This window comes from Mariniflexile sp. (genome assembly GCF_041583155.1).
Taxonomy (GTDB): Bacteria; Bacteroidota; Bacteroidia; order Flavobacteriales; family Flavobacteriaceae; genus Mariniflexile.
In genome coordinates, this window is the sequence record NZ_JBFHGK010000029.1 from 20,959 (window position 1) to 44,625 (window position 23,667).

General features: G+C 30.9%; 22 protein-coding genes and 1 other RNA gene. 15 read left to right on the forward strand and 8 right to left on the reverse strand.

The window, feature by feature from the left end; all coding sequences use genetic code 11:
* Nucleotides 1-41 precede the first annotated feature (41 nt).
* On the forward strand, nt 42-1,187 hold the full coding sequence (locus ABYI63_RS11365; protein WP_372756469.1) for an MFS transporter: 1,146 nt from the start codon (nt 42-44) through the stop codon (nt 1,185-1,187).
* A 42-nt stretch (nt 1,188-1,229) separates the two neighbouring features.
* On the opposite strand, the gene ABYI63_RS11370 is transcribed toward ABYI63_RS11365, so the two are convergent.
* Nucleotides 1,230-2,264, reverse strand: coding sequence for a glutaminyl-peptide cyclotransferase (locus ABYI63_RS11370; protein WP_372756470.1), 1,035 nt, complete (start codon nt 2,262-2,264; stop codon nt 1,230-1,232).
* A gap of 87 nt (nt 2,265-2,351) precedes the next feature.
* Here ABYI63_RS11370 and ffs point away from each other — a divergent pair.
* Together ffs and ABYI63_RS11380 are read left to right on the forward strand one after the other, a co-directional pair.
* Nucleotides 2,352-2,450: signal recognition particle sRNA small type (ffs, locus tag ABYI63_RS11375), an RNA gene on the forward strand.
* Between the two features lie 120 nt (nt 2,451-2,570).
* Nucleotides 2,571-3,374 carry an SDR family oxidoreductase gene (locus ABYI63_RS11380; protein WP_372756471.1) on the forward strand — a complete coding sequence of 268 codons (804 nt, stop codon included), beginning with the start codon at nt 2,571-2,573 and terminating at the stop codon, nt 3,372-3,374.
* On the opposite strand, the gene ABYI63_RS11385 is transcribed toward ABYI63_RS11380, so the two are convergent.
* Nucleotides 3,375-4,778 (reverse strand): TlpA family protein disulfide reductase, encoded by a 1,404-nt coding sequence (locus ABYI63_RS11385; protein WP_372756472.1) that lies wholly within the window; start codon nt 4,776-4,778, stop codon nt 3,375-3,377.
* 249 nt (nt 4,779-5,027) lie between these two features.
* Between ABYI63_RS11385 and ABYI63_RS11390 the strand changes: the two genes are divergently transcribed.
* Nucleotides 5,028-6,659, forward strand: coding sequence for an ABC-F family ATP-binding cassette domain-containing protein (locus ABYI63_RS11390; RefSeq protein WP_372756473.1), 1,632 nt, complete (start codon nt 5,028-5,030; stop codon nt 6,657-6,659).
* A 30-nt stretch (nt 6,660-6,689) separates the two neighbouring features.
* On the opposite strand, the gene ABYI63_RS11395 is transcribed toward ABYI63_RS11390, so the two are convergent.
* The 4 genes from ABYI63_RS11395 to ABYI63_RS11410 form a co-directional block, all read right to left on the reverse strand.
* Nucleotides 6,690-6,926: a putative signal transducing protein gene (locus ABYI63_RS11395; protein ID WP_372756474.1), complete on the reverse strand. Its 237-nt coding sequence runs from the start codon at nt 6,924-6,926 to the stop codon at nt 6,690-6,692.
* A gap of 127 nt (nt 6,927-7,053) precedes the next feature.
* Nucleotides 7,054-7,890 (reverse strand): flagellar motor protein MotB, encoded by an 837-nt coding sequence (locus tag ABYI63_RS11400; RefSeq protein ID WP_372756475.1) that lies wholly within the window; start codon nt 7,888-7,890, stop codon nt 7,054-7,056.
* Nucleotides 7,891-7,988: 98 nt separating this feature from the next.
* Nucleotides 7,989-8,975 carry a glycosyltransferase family 2 protein gene (locus ABYI63_RS11405; protein WP_372756497.1) on the reverse strand — a complete coding sequence of 329 codons (987 nt, stop codon included), beginning with the start codon at nt 8,973-8,975 and terminating at the stop codon, nt 7,989-7,991.
* 33 nt (nt 8,976-9,008) lie between these two features.
* Nucleotides 9,009-9,455 (reverse strand): type I restriction enzyme HsdR N-terminal domain-containing protein, encoded by a 447-nt coding sequence (locus ABYI63_RS11410; protein WP_372756476.1) that lies wholly within the window; start codon nt 9,453-9,455, stop codon nt 9,009-9,011.
* 129 nt (nt 9,456-9,584) lie between these two features.
* On the opposite strand from ABYI63_RS11410, the gene holA reads away from it, so the two are divergent.
* Complete coding sequence (gene holA / locus ABYI63_RS11415; protein ID WP_372756477.1) at nt 9,585-10,589, forward strand: DNA polymerase III subunit delta; 1,005 nt, start codon at nt 9,585-9,587, stop codon at nt 10,587-10,589.
* 95 nt (nt 10,590-10,684) lie between these two features.
* A complete protein-coding gene (locus tag ABYI63_RS11420) occupies nt 10,685-11,587 on the forward strand; it encodes a hypothetical protein (protein ID WP_372756478.1) in 903 nt (300 codons plus the stop codon).
* Here ABYI63_RS11420 and ABYI63_RS11425 read toward each other — a convergent pair.
* Nucleotides 11,578-13,071 (reverse strand): YfcC family protein, encoded by a 1,494-nt coding sequence (locus tag ABYI63_RS11425; RefSeq protein WP_372756479.1) that lies wholly within the window; start codon nt 13,069-13,071, stop codon nt 11,578-11,580. The genes ABYI63_RS11420 and ABYI63_RS11425 overlap by 10 nt on opposite strands.
* Nucleotides 13,072-13,222: 151 nt before the next feature.
* Between ABYI63_RS11425 and ABYI63_RS11430 the strand changes: the two genes are divergently transcribed.
* From ABYI63_RS11430 to ABYI63_RS11465, 8 genes are all read left to right on the forward strand, one after another.
* Nucleotides 13,223-13,888, forward strand: a complete 666-nt coding sequence (locus tag ABYI63_RS11430) for a uracil-DNA glycosylase (protein ID WP_372756480.1) — start codon at nt 13,223-13,225, stop codon at nt 13,886-13,888.
* A 497-nt stretch (nt 13,889-14,385) separates the two neighbouring features.
* Nucleotides 14,386-15,225, forward strand: coding sequence for a 1,4-dihydroxy-2-naphthoyl-CoA synthase (locus tag ABYI63_RS11435; protein ID WP_372756481.1), 840 nt, complete (start codon nt 14,386-14,388; stop codon nt 15,223-15,225).
* 1 nt (nt 15,226) lies between these two features.
* Nucleotides 15,227-16,129 (forward strand): 1,4-dihydroxy-2-naphthoate octaprenyltransferase, encoded by a 903-nt coding sequence (gene menA, locus ABYI63_RS11440; protein WP_372756482.1) that lies wholly within the window; start codon nt 15,227-15,229, stop codon nt 16,127-16,129.
* Nucleotides 16,130-16,239: 110 nt separating this feature from the next.
* Entirely contained in the window at nt 16,240-16,917 is a 678-nt protein-coding gene (locus tag ABYI63_RS11445; RefSeq protein WP_372756483.1) for a metal-dependent hydrolase, read from the forward strand.
* Nucleotides 16,918-17,952, forward strand: coding sequence for an o-succinylbenzoate synthase (locus tag ABYI63_RS11450; protein ID WP_372756484.1), 1,035 nt, complete (start codon nt 16,918-16,920; stop codon nt 17,950-17,952).
* 3 nt (nt 17,953-17,955) lie between these two features.
* Nucleotides 17,956-18,918: a lysostaphin resistance A-like protein gene (locus tag ABYI63_RS11455; RefSeq protein WP_372756485.1), complete on the forward strand. Its 963-nt coding sequence runs from the start codon at nt 17,956-17,958 to the stop codon at nt 18,916-18,918.
* Complete coding sequence (locus ABYI63_RS11460; RefSeq protein ID WP_372756486.1) at nt 18,915-19,994, forward strand: AMP-binding protein; 1,080 nt, start codon at nt 18,915-18,917, stop codon at nt 19,992-19,994. Before ABYI63_RS11455 ends, ABYI63_RS11460 begins: the two co-directional genes overlap by 4 nt.
* A 149-nt stretch (nt 19,995-20,143) precedes the next feature.
* Nucleotides 20,144-21,292, forward strand: a complete 1,149-nt coding sequence (locus ABYI63_RS11465) for a T9SS type A sorting domain-containing protein (RefSeq protein WP_372756487.1) — start codon at nt 20,144-20,146, stop codon at nt 21,290-21,292.
* Nucleotides 21,293-21,366: 74 nt separating this feature from the next.
* Here the strand turns inward: ABYI63_RS11465 and ABYI63_RS11470 are convergent, their stop codons facing one another.
* A complete protein-coding gene (locus ABYI63_RS11470; protein ID WP_372756488.1) occupies nt 21,367-22,995 on the reverse strand; it encodes an acyl-CoA carboxylase subunit beta in 1,629 nt (542 codons plus the stop codon).
* 140 nt (nt 22,996-23,135) lie between these two features.
* Here ABYI63_RS11470 and ABYI63_RS11475 point away from each other — a divergent pair, with 140 nt between their 5' ends.
* Complete coding sequence (locus tag ABYI63_RS11475; RefSeq protein ID WP_372756489.1) at nt 23,136-23,666, forward strand: NADPH-dependent FMN reductase; 531 nt, start codon at nt 23,136-23,138, stop codon at nt 23,664-23,666.
* Nucleotide 23,667 lies beyond the last annotated feature (1 nt).

Here is a 23,667-nt window from a genome sequence, read left to right on the forward strand (position 1 = left end):
TTTGTATAAAAATGTGTTTTATTGCCTCAAATAAAACCTTAATGGATTTAAAAAATAAACAACGCATTGCACTAAGTACATATTTTTTTTTATCGGGTATTTGTTTTGCTTCTTGGGCATCTAGAATACCAACTATAAAAGCTTTTTTTGGATTTAACGATGCCGAATTAGGAACGGTACTATTAGCAATGCCTATTAGCTCTCTAATAGGTTTACCTATTTCAGGTTGGTTGGTTTCAAAATTCGATAGTAGAAAACCTTTAATAGCTTCCTTTATTGTTTTTTCTATCGCTTTATTTTTTATTGGTTATGCTACTACACCTTTTTGGTTTGTTGTAGCCGTTTGTGTGTTTTCGTTCTGCATGCGAATTTTAAATATTTCCATTAATACACAATCTATAACATTACAGAAAAAATTCGATAAAAGCATCGTGGGTTCTTTTCATGGCTTGTGGAGTGTTGGTGGGTTATTCGGTGTGCTTTTTTCAACATTCATGATCAAGATGCATGTATCTATGCAAATCCATTTACTTGTAGTTTCTGTTTTAACATTAATTATTTCAATATATACCTATCAGTTTACGCTTAAAAAAGATAAATCGACTACCGGAAATAAAATTGTTTTAGGAAAACCAGACCCCTTTATTTTATATTTAGGTTTACTGATATTTTTTGCAGCTATTTGTGAAGGGGGCATGTTCGATTGGAGTGGTATTTATTTTAAAGAAGTCATTAAAGAAGATATATTTACTTATGGATATCTATCCTTTATGACTTGTATGGCACTTTCCAGATTTTTTTCAGATAAACTTATGCAAGAAATAGGCTTGGAAAAAACCTATGTTTTTAGTGCATCTTTAGTTACATTAGGAATATTAACAGCCATCGTTTTCCCTTATTTCTGGCCAGCTTTAATAGGATTTTGCTTAGTAGGGTTTGGAACAGCTGCTATTTTCCCAATGACTTTTGCCTTAGCAGGAACTTCAAAAAAATATTCACCCGGTATGGCTATTTCTATAATTACCACTTATGCCATTGTAGGTATGTTAATTGGCCCGCCTTTAATTGGATATCTATCGCACGCCTTGGGATTGAAAAATGCTTTTTATCTTTTTGTTTTTGTTGGATTATCATTTATACCAATTTCAAAGGCATTTTTTAGATATCAAGCAAAACATAATTTGTAATTAGCAATTAATCCTATTGAAAGAAAGAGTCCTAGAATGAAATTATTTTTCTAAAATTTCTACTTCAAAAAGTTTATCCCAATATTTACCAGTTACAAAAACGGTTTTAGTTTCAGGATTGTAGGCTATACCGTTTAAAACATCTAAACTTTCGTGTTGACTTACTAATTTCTTTAAAGGAGAAAAATCAATAACTCCAATAATTGCCCCGTTTTTTGGGTTTATAATAGCAACACCATCTTTTTGCCAACGATTCGCATAAATTTTCCCATCAATCCACTCTAATTCATTAAGTTCAACAATTTTACCTTTATTTGTATAAACTTGTATATAATCTTCTTCAACCAAGGTTTCTGGATTTAAAATCCAAATATTTTCTGTTCCATCACTTTTAAAAAGTTTTTTTGAATCGTTACAAATACCCCAACCTTCTTTACTTGTTCCGTAACTAAAGTTGTTTAACTTTTCAAACGAATTTACATCATAAACAAAGCCAATTCCCGATTGCCAGGTTAATTGATAAATTTTGTCATTTAGGATGGTTAAACCTTCTCCAAAATAATCATCCGGCAAATCTATATTTTTTAAAACAGCTCCAGTTTTATAGTCAACCTTCCTAAGTTTTGAAGCTTTACGTTGTCCTGTGCTTTCATATAGTTCACCATTGTAAAACTCCAGACCTTGAGTGTACGACGTTTTATCATGTGCATATTCATTTATTATTTTATAAGTGTACACTTTTGGGGCTTCACTGTTTAAAATTGTTATTGGGGTGCTTACTACAGCTTTCTCATTGTTATAAAAAACCGTTGCTTCAATAATATGTTTTCCTAATTTAAATTCTGTTAGGTCTATAGTACCATCAACTTTTTTCTTGTTTATAGTAAAACTAATAGAGTCTATAACATGTCCTTTTTTGTTGTCTAAGGTGATTTTTAAGATCTCATTATTGGTGATATTACCTTTTATAGCGTTAGTTTGTATATTAAAATCATTTTTATTTTGTCCGGTATTAGAACCACAAGAAATAATAATAATACTTAAAGAAATGATTAATAGGTTTTTAAAGGTTGTCATATGATTAGTGAAATTTAAGGCAAGATATTTATTTAAAATCAGTTTAAAAAATCATTGTGATATTTTTAAAAGATTGTATATTTGCACGGGCAAGTCCTACACAACCAGCTCCTGTTGAATCCTCCAGGGCGGGAACGCAGCAAAGGTAAATGGTCGTAGCGGTGTGATGTAGGTAGCTTGCCTTTTTTTTATGTCTTCAAAACCAGAAATGGTTCTAAATTTCTTAAATCTTTTCCAACTTAAATAGTTATTTAAATTAATTGATTGTTAATTTTACATCATCAATTATGAATTGTCAATTGAAGTATGAATAAAGTTGTTTTAGTTACTGGAGGTTCTTCAGGAATAGGAAAATCGGTGGGAGAGTATCTTACTGATAATGGTTTTATAGTTTATGGTACAAGTAGAAATCCAGAAAGGTATCCAGAAAGTAGATTTCCTATTCTAGAATTGGATGTAAAGGATGTAAACACTATTCAACAAACAGTTAATACTATAATTGAAAAAGAAGGTAGACTTGATGTTTTAATCAATAATGCAGGTGCTGGTATTACTGGTGCCATTGAGGAAATTCCTGAAGCTGAAATTAAAGCAAATTTTGAAACAAATTTTTTTGGACCTATTAATGTTATAAAAGCAGTATTGCCACAAATGCGTAAACAACATTTGGGTTTGATAATTAATATAACGTCTATTGCTGGTTATATGGGGTTGCCATATCGCGGTATTTATAGTGCTAGCAAAGGTGCTTTAGAACTTTTAACAGAGGCCTTCAGAATGGAACTAAAAAGCTTTAACATTAACATGACTAATATAGCACCGGGCGATTTTGCCACTAACATTGCTGCTGGTAGATATCATGCCCCTCTACTTGAAAATTCGCCCTATAAAAAGTCTTATGGAGATACTCTAAAATTAATGAATTCTCATGTTGATAGTGGAAGCGACCCTAACATGATGGCTAAAGCTGTATTAAAAGTGATAAACACTAAAAATCCGAAAGTGCATTATAAAGTAGGGGAATTTATGCAAAAATTCTCCATTGTTTTAAAGCGTATTTTACCTGATACTATTTATGAAAAAATCTTAATGAATCACTACAAGTTATAGTTACTTTCTATTAATAGCACCAAGTAGTTGCTCTTCAAAATTTATAGAAAAGATATTGGTATTATTATATACGATTTTTTGATTCTTATCTACCACGATTGTTTTGGTCATAGGTTGAATAGCTAAGGCTTCAATAGATTCTTCAGGCATTTTAAACTGATATTCATCTTTTAACTTAAACCTATTTTCCTTTAGAGTGTGTTTAGGTTTTTCCAAACCATAATTATCAATATTAATTACTATAAATTTCACTTCAGGATATTTTGTTTTAAGTTCATTTAGTTTATAATGACTTTCCTTAAAATGATTGTAGTAGGTACTAGACCAGAAACTAATAACGGTTGGGGTGTTTATTAAAGTATTTAAATCCAGTTCTTTATTGTTATAATCTACTAGTTTAACACTAGGAAAAGTAGCACCTTCTTTTAAATTATCAAGGGAAGCTACATAACGCTTTACCAACGTTTTACCTTTTTCATCAGTACTTTTACTTAAGTAATCTTTTAAAATAACAGGATTATTTTCGGTATGCTTATTTTTTGATAAAAAGTTAATTGCAAAATAGTACAGAAGATCGTTTTTGATGGCATCGTTTTTTACTAAACTGTCTGCTACTCTTAATTTATCTAAATTGTAGCATAAAGAACTTCTTCTAAAAGCTTCGTCTTCATTACTATGTTTTAAATGATCATTAAGAGCAATATTATTGGTGGTGTATCTTAAAAAAGAAGTGTAATGTTGATGACTTTTATAAAACGCATCATTATAATTTATGGTCTTCCTGTAATTGTAAAAATGCTTCGGTAAAGCTTTCAAAATGGCTTCTTTATTTTCACCATGGTGTACAAATGGATAAACTTCTTTACTTGAATAATAATGAAAATCAATATTTGCTTTAGCAATTTTATCAAACAGTGGTGTAGTTTCGTATTTCGTTTTAAACGTATTTAATTTATCAAGCTTGTATGCTTTTAGAGAATCAATTCTATGTTCGTAAACATGTGGTTTTAATTGGCAGAATTTAAATATTTTTTTCTCCTGAACTTCATTTTCTAAAAATTCATTAATAAGATAATTATTTTTTTTATCGCCAATTCCTGTAAATACCAACGACTCATCAAATTCAAAGGTATTTAACCTAAAAAAAAGACTATCCTTTGGCTCTAATAAAACCATTTGTATTTCACCACCGTGGTAAAAACTATATAGTCCAGCATCAAGGTCATTAAACTTATAAAGAAAACGATTTTTATTATCTAGTTTAATAGAATCTATAACAACGTCCGATTTTGAGATCACTACAAAATCGCTATTAGGATTAATAATTTCCCCTCCCAAATACGCATAATTATCCTCTGAATTATTGCCGTCTTTTTTGCAATTAAACAGAATTAAAAATAACATTAAGGTTAAGAAAGAAAATCTCATCTAAAAAAAGTAACTTTTTATATTTAAAAGAAATATAATATACCTTACAAAGGTAGCAGATGTAATTATAATGTGCTGTTAATGCGTTGTTAAATATTGTAAATATAAAGAAGCATTAAAACCCAGTAATACCAAGATGTCGGGACTATTTTAAAATAAACTAACTAAGTTTCGTCTTACGGTTTGAATTCTTTACTTTTGCAAAAAATTTATATTTACAGTTTTATGTTATCAGTATCAAACCTATCAGTTCAATTTGGCAAACGTATTCTATTCGATGAAGTAAGTACAACCTTTAATACGGGAAATTGCTACGGAATTATTGGCGCTAACGGAGCTGGTAAATCTACATTTCTGAAAATTATTTCAGGTAAACAAGAACCTACATCGGGTCATGTACATTTAGAACCAGGAAAACGCATGTCGGTTCTAGAGCAAGACCATAATTTATATGATAAACATACCGTTTTAGAAACTATATTAATGGGAAACAAACCGTTATATAAAATTAAAACTGAAATGGATGCGCTTTATGCTGATTATTCGGATGAAAATGCCGATAGAATAGGAGAACTTCAAGTGCTTTTTGAAGAAATGAATGGTTGGAATGCCGATAGCGATGCAGCTGCCATGTTATCGAATTTAGGTATTAAAGAAGAGTTTCATTATACTTTAATGGGTGATTTGGATGGGAAACAAAAAGTACGTGTGCTTTTAGCGCAAGCGTTATTTGGAAATCCAGATGTGTTAATCATGGATGAGCCTACTAACGATTTGGATTATGAAACAATCGCGTGGCTAGAAAATTTCTTAGCAAATTATGAAAATTGTGTTATTGTTGTATCACACGACCGACATTTCTTAGATGCAGTTTGTACACATATTTCCGATATTGATTTCGGAAAAATTAATCATTATTCAGGAAATTATACATTTTGGTACGAGTCTTCTCAACTAGCAGCACGCCAACATGCGCAACAAAATAAAAAAGCTGAAGAGAAGAAAAAAGAATTGGAAGAGTTTATTCGTCGTTTTTCAGCTAACGTAGCAAAAAGTAAACAGGCTACAAGTAGAAAGAAAATGATTGAAAAATTAAATATAGCTGATATTCGACGTACAAGCAGAAGGTATCCTGCTATCATTTTTGAACGTGATAGAGAAGCTGGTGATCAAATATTGAATATTCAAGGTTTAGCAGCGTCTTCTAATGAAGATGGTGAAGTGTTATTTAAAGACATCGATTTAAACCTTGCTAAAGGCGATAAAGTTGTTGTGTTTTCAAAGGATTCTAGAGCAACTACTGCTTTTTATGAAATATTAAATAATAAAGAAAAGCCAGATGCAGGAAAATTTGATTGGGGTGTAACAACTACACAATCCTATTTACCTTTAGATAATAGCGAGTTTTTCAATAACGATTTAACCTTGGTCGATTGGTTACGCCAATGGGCAACTACCGAAGAGGAGCGAGAGGAAGTAAATATTAGAGGGTTTCTTGGTAAGATGATTTTTAGTGGAGAAGAAGCCTTAAAAAAATCGAATGTGCTTTCTGGAGGAGAAAAGGTACGTTGTATGTTAAGTAGAATGATGATGGTAAGAGCTAACGTGTTGATGCTTGATGAACCAACAAACCATTTGGATTTGGAAAGTATTACGGCGTTTAATAACTCACTTACTAACTTCAAAGGAACTATTTTGTTCACTACCCATGATCACGAGTTTGCTCAAACTGTAGCTAATAGAGTGGTAGAGTTAACACCAAATGGCATTATAGATAGATACACAACGTTTGATGAATATATGCAAGATCCGAAAATTAAGGAAATGCGAAATAAAATGTATGGACAAACAGTTTAATTGTGTTGTGCAATAGATATAAAAAAGGAGTTACAATTGTAACTCCTTTTTTATGCCTTCTAAAATTTCAGAAGCTTTTTCAATTTCGTCTTTATGAACGAATATTTCCTGGTAATCTCTGGAGCCACCAAAAACAGGTGTAAGTAGTCCTGATTCAGATTGCTCCTTAACCACAGGACTAATATTAATTTTTTCTAGCGCAGCGGTAATAATTTGGGCATTAATTAAATTACCGGTAAATATTTTAATATAATTAGAATCTTTCATAGTCTTTTAGTTTTAGCATTTACTTAAAGATACAAAAATTAGCATCTAAAAGCTACTAAATGGTGAATTTTAGACACAAAAAAAGCTCAACCGTAAAGTTGAGCTTTTGTTATTTTAAAGAATCTGATTATTTCTGTACAGAAAGATTTTTCATTTCTTTTTCAACCATATCATAGAATTGGTCAATTTTAGGTAATACTACAATTCTAGTACGTCTGTTTTTAGCTCTGTTTTCAGATGAATTGTTTTCAACTAAAGGCACATAATCAGCACGTCCAGCAGCAATTAATTGTGCAGGGTTAACACCTAATGTTTGTAATACTCTAATAATAGAAGTAGAACGTTTAACACTTAAATCCCAGTTGTCAATTAATACACCACCGTTGTAAGGTACGTTATCTGTGTGACCTTCAACCATACATTCAAAATCTGGTTTGCTGTTAACAACTTTTGCAACTTTAGCAAGAACTTCTTTAGCTCTTGAAGACACATTGTAGCTTCCACTTTGGAATAATAATTTATCAGCGATAGAAATGAATACAACACCTTTCTCAACATTGATTTCGATGTCTGGATCATTGATACCTACTTCACGTTTTAAGCTAGTTACAACAGCAAGAGTAATACTATCTTTCTTAGTTAAAGCATCTTGTAAACGAGTAATTTTCATTTCTTTTTCTTTGATGCTTTCTAAAGTTTTTTCAATGCTACTTGCTCCTTTTGCAGATAAAATTTGTAGGTTGTCATTGTTTTTTCTTAAATCAGCTACTTGCTCTTCTAATGAAGTTGCTCTAGCAGTTGCAGTTGCTCTCTCTTCAATACAAGTATTTAATTTTACAGTTGCAGAATTAAGTAAATCTTGTGTTTCTTTTTGCTTTGCCTCAAGATCTGTGAATTGTTTTTTAGATACACATGAACTTAATAATACTAGGGCGGATACGCTAAGTAATAATACTTTTCTCATAATTATTTGTTGGATTAATATTTTTATTTTTCTTAATGCAAAAGTATATAAAAAACAGCTGTTAGCAGTATTTTAACAAAACTTTTGCAAAGAATTTATTAAGAATTAAAAAATTTCTTGCGTTTCACGAAATAATCATAAACTATAGATAATTTTACGTAATACTTTTCTTTTTTTTCTATCAATTTTCGCTGTTTTAGCAGAATTCCTAAACGCTTGTAAAAACTAAAATGTGCATTCAAAATAGCTAAGATATGTTTGGGTTTACGTTCAAATAAAAATTTCAGACTTGCTACACCGTCTAAAATGAGTCGGAATAAAATAATAAAAAGTAAATTTCCTTTTGCATTTTTGGTAATTGTAAATAAACTATTTCTAAAATTGAGATAGGTTTTTTTAGGATTGGAATTGTTAAGCGTTGCTCCACCAACATGATAAATGGCAGACGTTCCAACATACATTGCATTATATCCTAAATTTTTTGCCCGCCAACATAAATCAATTTCCTCCATATGGGCAAAAAAGGCCTCATCAAATCCATTGAGTTTTTTAAAAATGTGGCTTCTAATGAAAAAACAAGCACCAGAAGCCCAAAAAACCTCCGCTTTATCATCATATTGACCGTTGTCCTTTTCTACGGTATCAAATATTCTTCCTCTGCAATAAGGATAACCAAACTTATCTATAAATCCGCCCGCAGCGCCTGCATATTCAAAAAACTCCCGATTTTTAAAATCTAAAAGTTTCGGCTGAATTATTGCAGTTTTTGGATTTTCATCAAAGGTTTTTATTATAGGGACAAGCCAATTTTGGGTAACTTCAACATCATTATTTAATAAACAAAAAATATCAGAATCAATATGTTTTAAGGCATCATTATACCCTTTCGCATAACCACCATTTTCAATATTTTTAATTATTTTTATTGAAGGGTATTTGCTTTTTAAAAATTCAATAGAATTATCGGTTGAAGCATTATCAGCAATATAAATTTCAGCTTCTTGTGAATAAGTAATAACTGAAGGTAAAAACTGCTCTAAAAGTGCTTTTCCATTCCAATTTAATATCACTATAGCAATTTTCAATTCCGGCATCGTATCATTATAAATTTATACTTATTAATTGTAGCAAGGTATGTCTTTTAAAAAAATGTAACGTTGTTCTTCAAAATCCATTTGACAATAATAATGATTTAAACCGTTTGTAACCATTAAATAAGTAGCTTGTAAAGTGCGGTTGTACTGCGCAATTTGATCGAATGTATTTTGATTTATGGTTATTTCGTGCGATTTACATTCCACAATTAAATGAATACTTCCATTAGGATTAAAAACTACAATGTCGTAACGTTTTTTCAGGCCATTAACAATCAGTTCCTTTTCTATATTTATTAGTGAAATGGGATAATGTTTCATTTGCATTAAATACAAAATACAATGCTGACGAACCCATTCTTCAGGTTGTAAAATCACAAATTTTTTGCGAATACAATCGAATATAGAAATTTTATTTTCGCTATTTTTGAATCGAAATGAAAACTTTGGAAAATTAAGGGCTGGTAACATACATGCATTTAATTTTCAAAGTTAAGGTTCAAAAATTGATCACACAATAAAGTAGTACCAAATTATAAATTATTAGTTGCTTATTTTGAATTTTGGTGTTTACCTTTTTTAAATTTTAAATTTTTTTCTTTGGACGAAGTAAAACAATTAGTTACCGATATAAAAAACGAAAAGTTAAAACCTATTTACTTTTTAATGGGTGAAGAACCTTATTACGTTGATAAAATTTCGGATTTCATTGAAGAAAATGTATTAGCCGAAGAAAATCGTGGATTCGACCAAATGGTTATTTATGGAAGGGATGTTACTATAGAAGATGTAGTTAGTAACGCTAAACGTTACCCTATGATGGCTAAATATCAGGTAATTATTGTTAAGGAAGCACAAGATTTATCACGCAGTATTGAAAAGTTGGCGGACTATGCAAAACAGCCACAACCCTCTACAATTTTGGTGTTTAATTATAAATATAAAACATTAGATAAACGTAAAGCTTTATATAAAACACTTCAAAAAACAGGTGTAGTCTATGAAAGTAAAAAACTATATGAAAATCAAGTAGCTGATTGGATTCGACGTATTTTATCTGGAAAAGATTATACCATAACACCTAAGGCTGCACAAATGTTAGTTGAGTTTTTGGGTACCGATTTAAGTAAAATTAGTAACGAGTTGGATAAACTTCAAATTATTTTACCTAAAGGCACTCAAATTTCACCAGAACATATAGAGGAAAATATTGGTATCAGTAAGGACTTTAATAATTTTGAACTTCGTCAAGCAATAGGTGAAAAAAATAGTGTTAAAGCTTTTAAAATAGTAAATTATTTTGCAGAGAACCCTAAAGACAACCCTATTGTTGTAACAGTTTCATTGGTGTTTGGTTTTTTTTCACAACTACTTCAATATCATGGTTTAGGTGATAAATCGCCTAGAAATGTGGCTTCAGTTCTAAAAATAAATCCCTATTTTGTAAATGAATATGTTTTAGCGGCAAGAAATTACCCCATGAAAAAGGTAAGCGAAATTATTTCTACACTCAGAGAATTTGATGTTAAAAGTAAGGGGGTTGGTGCCAACGCCGTTTCTCAGGGCGATTTGCTTAGAGAGTTAATGGTAAAAATATTATCTTAGTAATCATAAAATTAGTTGGTTGTTTTTCTATCTGATTTCAACCTTGTTATAACTTATATTACTTCAATGATTGTTTATTTTTTAAGTTTAAAATTATGAAATATACATTAATAAAATCTTATGTACTTGCTTTTATTTTAAGCCTTTTAGTATTCAATTCTTGTAAAATTAAAAAGGAAGTGACTTCAATTACACAACCCAATAAAGAAGTTGTTTTAACAAAGTTATGGGAAACAGATACTTTATTAAAAACCTGTGAAGCGGTAAGGTATGATCAGAATAATAAAATTATTTATGTTTCTAATATGGGTAATGTACCTACCGATGCAAAGGATGGTGATGGTAGCATGTCCATTATAAATTCAGAAGGAAAAATAATTACACAGAATTGGGTTACAGGCCTGAACGCCCCAAAAGGTTCGAATTTCTACAAATCAAAACTTTATGTAGCAGATATTGATGCCATTGTTAAAATTGATATGAAATCGGGTAACGTTGATAAAACCATTGTTGTTGACAATGCTATCTTTTTAAATGATTTAGATATTGACACTAATGGAGATGTTTATGTAACAGACTCTAGAGACAGCAAGGTTTACAAAATAGTTAATGATAAAGCATCCGTATGGTTAGATTTAGAAGGATTAAATCCGAATGGTATTTTTGTTGAAAAAGACAGAGTTCTTGTAGTATCGTTTAGTAAAGGTGATTTTATAGCCATAGATAAAAAAACAAAAGCGCAGACCCTAATTGCTACTGGCATTATTAAAGGAGACGGAATTGTACCTATAAATGATGGGTATTTAGTGTCCTCTTGGCCAGGTGAAGTGTTTTTTGTTAATAAAAATAAGCCTGGCGCTTCAGCAATAAAACTTTTAGATACACAAGATGAAAAACTAAACGCTGCCGATATTTGTATCATTCCAGAGGAAAACATGCTTCTAATTCCAACTTTTTATGGTAATACGGTAGTTGCTTATAAAATTGATTATAAATAAACTGAAATTGTTAATACAAGCATTGTAAAGGCTAATAAAATAATAACCAAAGGCATCACAAATTTTAACCATTTATTATAACCAACTTTTACAATAGCTAATGAGGCTAAAATCAATCCTGTTGGGTTAATAAACGCAAATAACCCCATTCCGTATTGATATGCATTAACAATTAATTCTCGTCCTATTCCGATACCATCACCTAATGGAGACATAATAGGCATTGTTAATACAGCCATTCCTGATGATGATGGAATAAAAAACGATAAGCCACTATATATAAACAACATGGCATTGATAAATACACCTTTATTCATGCCATTTGTGGCGTTACTTGCATAATATAATAAGGTATCACTAATTTGACCATCTTCCATTAAAACCGTAATACCTCTTGCAATACCTATAATAATGGCAACACCAAGTAATTCGCTAGCACCTTTAACAAAAAGATCAACAAAGGTATATTCATCAATTTTTGCTAAAAATCCAATCAGTACGGCACCTACTAGAAACACAACTGTCATTTCTAAAAACCACCATTCCAATTGAGATACGCCATAAATCATAATAACAAAGCTCATAGCAAAAACAAAAAGAATAATTCGTAAACGCGTGGATAGTTTAACGGTAGAATTGGTAGAGTTCCCAAACATAGTTTCAATAGCGGCTTTTTGACTATAAATTACAGATTTAGAAGGGTCTTTTTTTACCTGTTGTGCGTATCTTAGCGTATAGATGATACATATAAGGGTCCCAAGGACCAACATAATGAAACGACTTGTTAGTCCTGTTGTCCAATTAATACCTGCAGCATCAGAAGCAATTATGGTGCTAAAAGGATTTGTGGTGGAGCACATAGTTCCAATGGAAGATCCTAAATAAATACAAGCCAAAGCCACCATAGCATCATACTTAGCTGCTAAAAATATAGGAATTAAAATGGGGTAAAAAGCAATGGTTTCTTCTGCTAAACCAAAAGTAGTGCCTCCAATAGCTATTAAAACGGTTACTAAAATTATTAAAACAAATTCTTTGCCTTTTAAGGTTTCTGCAAGCCAGGAAATACCTGCATCAAAAGCTCCGGTATAATTCATAATTCCTATCAAACCTCCAATAAATAATACTAAAAAAATAATATCTGCTGCAGCAATAATACCTTTAATTGGTGATTGAATAAAAGCAATTATCCCTTGAGGTTTTGCTTCAACTTTGTGATAGGTGTTTGGAATACTAATTGGTTTCCAAATATCACCACTTGTAAATTTATTTAAAGGAATTTTAATATAAAGGGAATCTAACGTGTTTTGTGTTGCGCTTAAAGTTTGGTTGCTCTGTAAAGTTGTTACTATAAAAACATTTTCAGCTTTATGGTATTGTAATGAATCAAATTTTCCAGAAGGTATAATCCAAGTCAAAATAGCTACCAAACCAGCAATTATTAAAAGGATGGTTTGTGCTGTAGGGAATTTTAATTTTTTCAATCTTAAAATATTTTATTAAGAATAAAGATAATATTATTTTAGTTCTGTATTAAATTTATAAGTATGAAACAGTCACAATCGAAATCTGAAAACGCATAGTTATAATTTTATACAGGAAATAAACATAAAAAAAAACAATTAAAATAATTAGATGAATATAAACATTCACGATAGTTGGAAATATTATTTGGAAGACGAATTAAAAAAAACATATTTTAATTCTTTGGTGAATTTTTTAAAACTTGAATATGAAACGACCACTTGTTTTCCACCAGAAAACCAAATATTTAATGCTTTCAATCATTGTCATTTCGATGATGTAAAGGTAGTAATTATTGGTCAGGATCCATATCATGATGTTGGTCAGGCCAATGGTTTATGTTTTTCGGTGAATGATGGCATAAAACACCCACCTTCACTAATAAATATTTTTAAAGAAATAGAAAATGACTTAGGAGTTCCTTATCCGAAAAGCGGCAATTTAATGCGTTGGGCAGATCAAGGGGTTTTGTTGCTAAATGCCACTTTAACCGTTAGAGCTCATCAAGCTGGGAGTCATCAAAAAAAAGGATGGGAACAATTTACAAATGCCGTTATAAAAACGATAAGTAATAATAAAGAACAAGTTATTTTTTTGTTGTGGGGTGGTTTTGCCAAACAAAAAGACAAGTTAATTGACGATAAGAAGCATCACATTCTAACATCAGGACATCCATCTCCTTTAAGTGCTAATAGAGGATTTTGGTTTGGAAATGGCCATTTTAGTAAAACTAACTCCCTGTTGGAGCAAGCCTTTCTTCCTCAAATTTTGTGGTGACTTCAGGTTTAAGAACAACTGGTTTTTTGCTTAATCTAGGTTTTTTTACCGTTTTATTGACACTAAATTTAAGTAGCAAAAGATTAATAAATACTAAAGAAAAAATGATAATAGTAATATTAACTAACATAAGCATTGGGGTATTAATTGCCGACAATATACTTTAAATAATGTTGAAATGTATAATAAAATCAGTCATAAGTTAAATTTAAGCAAAATTAACAAATAAAAGACTACAGTTTTACAACTACTATTACTTATTATGAAAATTTAAGGAAAGGCAATTAATTTTTAAAGATTCGTTTGCTATTATGGAATAAATTTGAATTAAATAAATTTTTTTAAGAAATAAAATTTGTAAGAAACTATAGCAATTACTAAAATGATAAGTAATGATTACTTTATCATTTTCAAAAATATCGATTTTAACATGTTTTTTTATTACCAAGGCTGCTGTGTTCTTGAATTATAATTTATTTTTGAGCAAAATTCAAAATATGGAGCAAATTAATTGGGTAACCGTAAAACAGTACGAAGACATCACTTATAAAAAATGTAATGGTGTGGCCCGTATAGCTTTTAACAGACCAAATGTACGTAATGCTTTTAGACCAAAAACAACAAGCGAACTTTATGATGCATTTTATGATGCAAATGAAGATGTAAATATAGGAGTGGTTTTACTTTCTGCTGAAGGACCTTCAAGTAAGGATGGAATTTGGAGTTTTTGTTCAGGTGGCGATCAAAAGGCAAGAGGTAAACAAGGTTATGTAGGAGAAGATGGCTATCATCGCCTTAATATATTAGAAGTACAACGTTTAATTCGTTTTATGCCTAAAGCTGTTATAGCAGTGGTTCCAGGTTGGGCGGTTGGCGGAGGCCATAGTTTACACGTTGTTTGCGATTTAACTCTTGCCAGTAAAGAACATGCTATTTTTAAACAAACTGATGCAGATGTAACTAGTTTTGATGGTGGTTATGGGTCGGCATATTTGGCAAAAATGGTAGGGCAGAAAAAGGCTCGTGAGATTTTTTTCTTAGGAAGAAATTATAACGCCCAAGAAGCTTTTGAAATGGGTATGGTAAACGCTGTTATTCCCCATAATAAACTGGAAGCTACTGCTTATGAATGGGCTCAGGAAATATTAGCAAAATCCCCAACTTCAATAAAAATGTTAAAATTCGCAATGAATTTAACCGATGATGGCATGGTAGGTCAGCAAGTATTCGCAGGTGAAGCAACACGACTTGCTTATATGACAGAAGAAGCTGTAGAAGGCAGAAATGCATTTTTAGAAAAGCGTAAGCCTAATTTTCAAAAGAAATGGATTCCGTAGTATGAAAAACTTTTCAGTCTGGATTTCATCAATGCGTTTACGTACGCTACCTTTATCGATATCCGGTATTATTTTGGCATCCTGTTTCGCAGCTTTTACTGGTTTTTTTAATTGGCTTATTTGTGTTTTAGCTATCCTAACAACAATCAGTTTTCAAGTGCTCTCAAATCTAGCTAACGATTATGGAGATGGTGTAAAAGGAACCGATAACAAAGATCGGATTGGGCCAGAACGCGCCATTCAATCAGGGAAAATTTCACCTAAGCAAATGTTCAAAGCTATTGTAATAAATGTTATAATATCTGTTGGCTTAGCTTTATTTTTAATTTTTACAGCTTTTGGTGAGCAATATTTCTTTTTAGGATTTCTTTTTTTCTTATTAGGCGTTGCAGCAGTTGTCTCGGCAATTCGATATACTGTTGGAAGTAATGCTTATGGTTATAAGGGCTTGGGCGATGTTTATGTGTTTATCTTTTTTGGTTTAGTGAGTGTTATAGGTTGTTATGTATTGTATGCAAAAACCATTCACCATATTGTTTTATTGCCAGCATGTACTATTGGTTTATTAAGTATGGCTGTTTTGAACTTGAACAATATGAGAGATGTAGAATCGGATTCTAAGTCTAATAAAGTCACATTAGTAGTTAAAATGGGTATTGAAAATGCTAGAAAATATCATATTGTACTTATTCTATTAGCTATTTTATTATCCGCTCTGTTCGGAGTTTTATATTACGCGTCGATATTTAATTTAATTTATTTTATCACATACATTCCTTTAATAATTCATTTAAAAACTGTTATAAAAAATACAGATTCTAAATTGCTTGATCCTGAATTAAAAAAAGTGGCTTTAACCACTTTTCTTTTAGCAATTTTTATGGGAATTGGGTATTTAATGTAATTTTTTTGTATTTTAATTTTTCATTTGAATTTTATTAAATGAGTGCTTATTTTTTTCATTTTTGCTAAAATAAGCATTGAGTAATTGTTCTAACAAATAAATATAACCACATGAAAATAACGTTTTACGGCCATGCAAGTTTAGGAATTGAAGTTAATGATGTTCATATTTTGGTAGACCCTTTTATATCTCCAAATCCTAAAGCATCACATATAGATATTGAATCTTTAAAAGCCGATTATATTTTGCTTACACATGCACATCAAGACCATATTGTAGATGTGGAGGCCATTGCAAGACGTTGTAATGCTGTTATTGTTTCTAATTTTGAAATTGTATCTCATTTTGAAGCCCTAGGACTAGAGGGGCATCCGATGAATCATGGAGGTAGTTGGGATTTTGAATTTGGAACTGTGAAATATGTAAATGCAATTCATACCTCCTCATTTCCAGACGGAAAATATGGCGGTCAACCAGGAGGATTTGTAATAGAAGGAGAACACAAAAACATTTACATAGCAGGAGATACAGCCTTGACTTATGATATGAAATTAATTCCAATGAAAACGGATTTGGATCTTGCCATTTTACCAATTGGCGACAATTTTACTATGGGCATTGATGATGCTATAATTGCAAGTGATTTTGTAAAATGTGATAAAGTATTGGGGTATCATTTTGATACATTTGGCTACATTGAAATAGATCACGAAGAAGCAAAACGTAAATTTTTTGATAAAGGTAAAGATTTAATGTTACTAGGAATAGGTGAAAGTATAGAGTTGTAAATGAAAGCCGTTTACAAAAAATATATTTTAAATTTTAAACAAGCTAGTGGTACTTCTCGAGGCGTTTTAAATACCAAAGAGACTTTTTTTCTCATTTTAAATTATAAAGAAAAAGTAGGGATAGGTGAATGTGGTATTTTTAGAGGTTTATCTGTTGATGATAGGCCAGATTATGAAGAAAAATTACAATGGCTTTGTGATAATATTCATTTAGATGGTGATTTTTTGTGGGATGAATTGTTAGAATACCCAAGTATACAAATTGGTTTGGAAATGGCTTTAAAATCTTTAAAAGCCACTAATCCTTTTGAAATATTTCCTTCAAAGTTTACACAAAGTGAAGATACTATTCCTATTAATGGTTTAATTTGGATGGGAACGGAACCCTTCATGAAACAACAAATTCAGGATAAAATTGAAGCAGGGTTCTCATGTATCAAAATGAAAATTGGCGCTATCGATTTTCAATCTGAAATCAATCTGTTGAAATCTATTAGAAAAGAGTTTACATCAAAAGACATTGAACTTCGCGTAGATGCAAATGGGGCTTTTAATCCTCCCGAAGCCTTGGAAAAACTTAAAATTTTATCAGAACTAGATGTTCATTCTATTGAACAACCCATAAAGCAAGGTCAGGTTGAATTTATGGCTAAACTTTGTGCCGAAACACCATTACCAATTGCTTTAGATGAAGAATTAATTGGTGTATTTACCATAAAGGAAAAACAAAAGTTGTTACAAACTATAAAGCCTCAATATATTATTTTGAAACCAAGTTTGGTTGGTGGTTTTAAAGGGACTGAAACTTGGATTGATATAGCTAAACAAAACCAGATAGGATGGTGGATAACCAGTGCTTTAGAAAGTAATGTAGGGTTAAATGCCATTGCTCAGTACACCTACACAAAGCAAAGTAAATTACCTCAAGGTTTAGGAACAGGTGGGTTATTTACTAATAATTTTGATTGTCCATTACAAGTAAAAAATGGTACTTTGCAGTACAATAATAAAACAAGTTGGAATTTTAATTTATAAAGTATGTATATAGCTCAGGCTTTTAATGTGTTACACGAATGGTGGCGCTATTTAGTAGGTGTGGTGTTAGTGATTATTGGCGTTACGATAGGGCAAATACCATTAGCAATTGCCGTTTTTTATGAATCCTTTAAAGAAGATGTGAATATAAAGGGGATGAATGAAGCCAATATGATGTCTTTACTGGAACCTAATCTGGGGTTGTTTTTAATGCTTTTATCATTTGCAGCAGGATTATTTACTTTATTATTGGTTGCTAAATACTTACATAAACAATCTGTTGTTCATTTAACAACCTCTAGGGAAAAGATAGATTGGAAACGCTTTTGGTTTGTGTTTTTTGTTTGGGGTATCATTTCAAGTAGTTTTGTTGTTGTAGATTATGTAATGTCTCCAGAAAATTATGTTTATAATTTTAAATTAATACCATTTTTAATTCTCTGTGTTATTGCCATTATCTTTGTGCCATTACAAACAAGTTTTGAGGAATATTTGTTTCGAGGCTATTTAATGCAGGGATTAGGAGTTATATTTAAAAATAAATGGGTTCCGTTAATAACCACGTCTTTAGTTTTTGGTTTGCTACATATTGCAAATCCGGAAGTTGAAAAATTGGGTTATATAATTATGATTTATTACATAGGTACTGGTTTATTTTTAGGTATTATGACTCTTATGGACGAGGGTATGGAGCTTTCTTTAGGGTTTCATGCCGCAAATAACCTTTTTACAGTACTATTAGTAACTGCCGATTGGACGGCGTTTCAATCGCACTCCATTTTAAAAGATATGTCCGATCCAACTGAAATGGCCTTAAGTGAGATAATTTTACCTGTATTTATTATTTTTCCAGTACTTCTATTAATTTTATCTAAAATTTATGGATGGACAAATTGGAAAGAAAAATTATTCGGAAAAATTACGGAACCATCTACTACTAACCTTAAAATAGAAAACGAGTTATGACACCTAATTACACCAATGTTCACTTAAAGTTTAAATTAGATAATATAAGTTATAATCATGAAGAACTTATGGAAGTTGCTTACAGCTACGTTAAAGAAGGCGTAAGTTATCAGCAGGAATTAGGTAATTTTTTACTTGATTGGTTAGATTATAAAGATTATATAATAACTAAAACATCAGGATCAACTGGAAAACCAAAAAATATAAAAATAAAAAAGCAAGCTATGGTTAACTCAGCCCTAGCTACAGGCGATTTTTTTAATTTAAAACCAGGTGATAAAGTATTACATTGTTTGCCAGCTAATTTTATTGCAGGTAAAATGATGATGGTAAGAGCTATTATTTTAGGCTTAGAGCTAGATATGGTAGAACCAACAGCTTTACCAAAAATAGATTATGAAAAAGACTATGCGTTTTGTGCCTTTACGCCAATGCAACTTAAAAATTTCGCTGAATATTTAAATAATATCAAAACAGTTATTGTTGGTGGAGGTTATGTTTCTGAGGCTATTATTGAAGCTATTAAAGATAAAAAACCAGAAGTTTATGAAACGTATGGTATGACTGAAACGGTTACTCATATTGCTGTAAAAAAGTTAAATAATTTTAAGGATACAGACAGTTCTACCTTCAATCATTTTAAAACTTTACCAAATATTACAGTAACTACAGATGATAGAGATTGTTTAGTAATTAATGCGCCATACCTGTCAGAAGAAAAAATAGTTACCAACGATATTGTAAAAATACATTCTGATACTAGTTTTGAATGGATAGGTAGATTTGATAATGTTATTAATTCGGGTGGTATTAAATTATACCCTGAACAAATAGAAAAGAAATTAAAAAAGGTAATTGATAAACAGTTTTTTATAACATCGATGCCAGATAATACCTTAGGAAATAAAGTGGTGCTTATAATAGAAGATGAAACAAATAAAATTGATTCTAGCATTTTTGATGGCCTAGACAAATATGAAAAGCCTAAAGCCGTATTTGCTGTCTCTAAATTTATTGAAACTAAATCTGGAAAAATTCAACGTGCAAAAACTCTAGATTTAATAAAACTAAATTAACCTAAGCACGTTTGTTTCGTAAAAATTGTAGTTCATCCTTCAAAGTACATATTGTTATTTAATTGTTATCTAATTGTAAATCAGATAATAAATGGTTTTTGTAAGTATTTTTTGCTTAAATTAGTATAAACCAATTCAATTATAACATTATGAAAACAATTACATTTTTATTATTTATTATTACGGTTACCTTACATGGGCAAAATAAGTTGTTGTCTACTGTAAGTGAGTATTCTGATGGTTCCACTTGGATAAATAGTTATGGTTCTAATTATGAATATGATTCAAACAATAATTTAATTTTTGAAACGGAATTTTTCTGGGATAATTTAGAAAATAATTGGAAGAATAGTTACACAATTAATTACACTTACAATGCCAATAACAAGGTTACTTCAGAAACGGATAAGAAATGGAATATTCTAACAGAACAATTTGAAAATGAATATAGAGCCACATACACGTATAATGGTAACGGAAATATAATAGAATGGAAGGAAGAAGAATGGGATAATGGATCTTGGGAAAACAAATATAAAACCACCTTTATTTATGATAATAATAGAATAGAAGCATCAGAAGATTATTATTGGATAGGTGGAGAATGGAATTTACAAGAACGCTATAACTTAAGTTATAATGGAAACAACAGAGTTTCTAGTATTATAATACAAACAAGCATGGATAACAGTATAAGTTGGACTACAGATGGAAGAGATGTATTTACTTATGATGTTAATAATAAATTAGCAGAGAAGTCTTTTCAAAAATGGAACGGTATAACTTATGTTGAAAATGAAAAAATAGAGTACGAGTTAGATACTTCCTTCAATAGGATAAAAGAAACTTACACATATGATGGTGGTTCAAATGAAAATATTTACTATTATGATATGACTGAACTTATGTCTAATTATGCCCACCCATTTAAAGATAAAACTGGATTGGATTTTATATTAGATGATTTTCCTTTTTATAATAAAATTGAAAGTTATACATCGGGTACAAATTATAGAACAACAGCTAACTATAACAGTCAAATTGTACTCGGAATAAATGATTCGATTACTACTAAAAAGGACATAAGATTGATAGTGGATTCCGTATCAAGCGATGTTACTATTTTAAATTCTGATGGAACAAGAAATTCAGTTGAAATTTACAATACGTTAGGAAGTAATGTCTTTGCTAGTAAAGAAAATAAGTTTAATATATCCTTTTTGAAAACAGGTGTATATTTTGTGAATATTACGAATGATGATGGAAGTGTATTAACAAAGAAGATACATAAAAGGTAACCATGATTGTATACTATTAAAGAGTGACGAAGGTCGCTCTTTAATAGTATATTTAAAAGATATATGAATTTAACTTAAACTTGTAAGACACCTAAATTAAAAGCTTTTTCAATAGGTGCGTGATTTGCTGCTTCTATACCCATGCTTAGCCATTTTCTAGTATCTAATGGATTTATTATGGCATCAGTCCAAATACGAGATGCAGCGTAATAAGGAGATACTTGAGCATCGTAACGGTCTTTTATTTTGTTATAAAGTTCTTGTTCTTTTTCTGCAGTTATCTTTTCGCCTTTTTTTTCCAAAGAGGCTTTTTCAATTTGTAATAATACTTTAGCGGCAGAATTTCCACTCATTACAGCTAATTCGGCACTAGGCCATGCCACAATAAGTCTTGGGTCATAAGCTTTTCCACACATGGCATAATTTCCAGCGCCATAACTGTTACCAATTATTACTGTAAACTTAGGTACTACCGAATTACTAACAGCATTAACCATTTTAGCACCATCTTTTATAATGCCTCCGTGCTCACTTTTACTGCCTACCATAAATCCGGTGACATCTTGTAAAAATACGAGGGGTATTTTTTTCTGATTACAATTTGCTATGAAACGTGTTGCTTTATCTGCACTATCATTATAAATAACACCACCAAATTGCATTTCACCACCTGCGGTTTTAACCAATTTACGTTGATTCGCAACAATACCAACTGCCCAACCGTCTATTCTGGCATAACAAGTAATTATTGTTTTTCCATAGCCTGCCTTATACTCATCAAATTCTGAGTTATCCACTAAACGCTTTATTATTTCATAAGTATCATATTGGTCTGCCCTAGATTTAGGCAGAATACCATAAATATCCTCTGGTTTTTCTTTAGGCTTAATTGCATCAATTCGGTTGAAGCCAGCTTTATCATAATCACCTATCTTATCGATTATGTTTTTTATGGTATCTAAGGCGTCATTGTCATCTTTAGCCTTATAATCTGTAACACCTGATATTTCGCAATGAGTGGTAGCTCCACCTAAAGTTTCATTATCAATGGTTTCTCCAATAGCAGCTTTCACTAAATAACTCCCTGCTAAAAAGATGCTGCCCGTTTTATCTACAATTAAGGCTTCATCACTCATTATTGGTAAATAAGCACCTCCAGCGACACAGCTACCCATTACGGCAGCTATTTGAGTAATTCCAAGACTACTCATAATGGCGTTATTTCTAAATATACGTCCGAAATGTTCTTTATCAGGAAATATTTCGTCTTGCAATGGCAAATAAACACCAGCACTATCCACTAAATAGATGATAGGTAACCTGTTTTCAATTGCAATTTCCTGAGCTCTTAAATTCTTTTTGGCAGTAATTGGAAACCAAGCACCAGCTTTAACGGTAGCATCATTAGCAACCACAATACATTGTTTTCCTTTAACATAACCGATTTTAACCACCACACCTGCAGAAGGGCATCCACCATGCGATTCGTACATACCTTCACCTGCAAAAGCAGCAATTTCAATGGATTTTGAATTACTATCTAATAAATAATCAATACGTTCATGGGCGGTCATTTTACCTTTAGCACGATGCTTTTCAATACTACTTTTGCCGCCACCAAGATGAACTTTTGCTAATCGTTTATTCAGTTCAGATACTAAGAGTTTATTGTGATCTTCGTTTTTATTAAAGTTTAAATCCATTACAGTTTTGTTTGAAGCTAAAATACAAAAGATTCAAATTATTGATAGCTTTTGTTAATCTTTTATTAAAAATTTAACATGGAAATAGTTTCCTTGGAATATAAATTTATTTCTCGTATATTTGAATTTAAAAAAAAATTATGAAAAACATTATAGCGTTTGCAGGTTCAAATAGTAAAAAATCTATAAATAAACAATTGGTTACATATGCTTCAACTTTGGTTGAAAAAGGAAGAGTGTCAATTTTAGATTTAAATGATTTTGAGTTGCCTATTTATGGAATTGATTTAGAAAATGATAAAGGAATTCCTAAAAATGCTCATAAGTTTTTGGAATTAATAAAAGCATCAGACGGTATTCTTTTGTCTTTGGCAGAACATAATGGAGCTTATACTTCAGCATTTAAAAATATATTTGATTGGATGACGCGTATTGAAAGCAAAATATTTGCAAATAAACCAATGCTTTTAATGGCAACTTCACCAGGTGCTAGAGGTGGGGCATCGGTTTTAGAAATTGCTCAAGGACGATTTCCGTACCACGATGCTAATATTAAGGGAGTATTTTCCTTACCATCTTTTGAAAAACATTTTTCTGAAAATAAAATAACCGACCAAGAATTAGATGTGCAATTAAAGAAATTAGTCAAACAATTTGAGGATAGTCTATAAA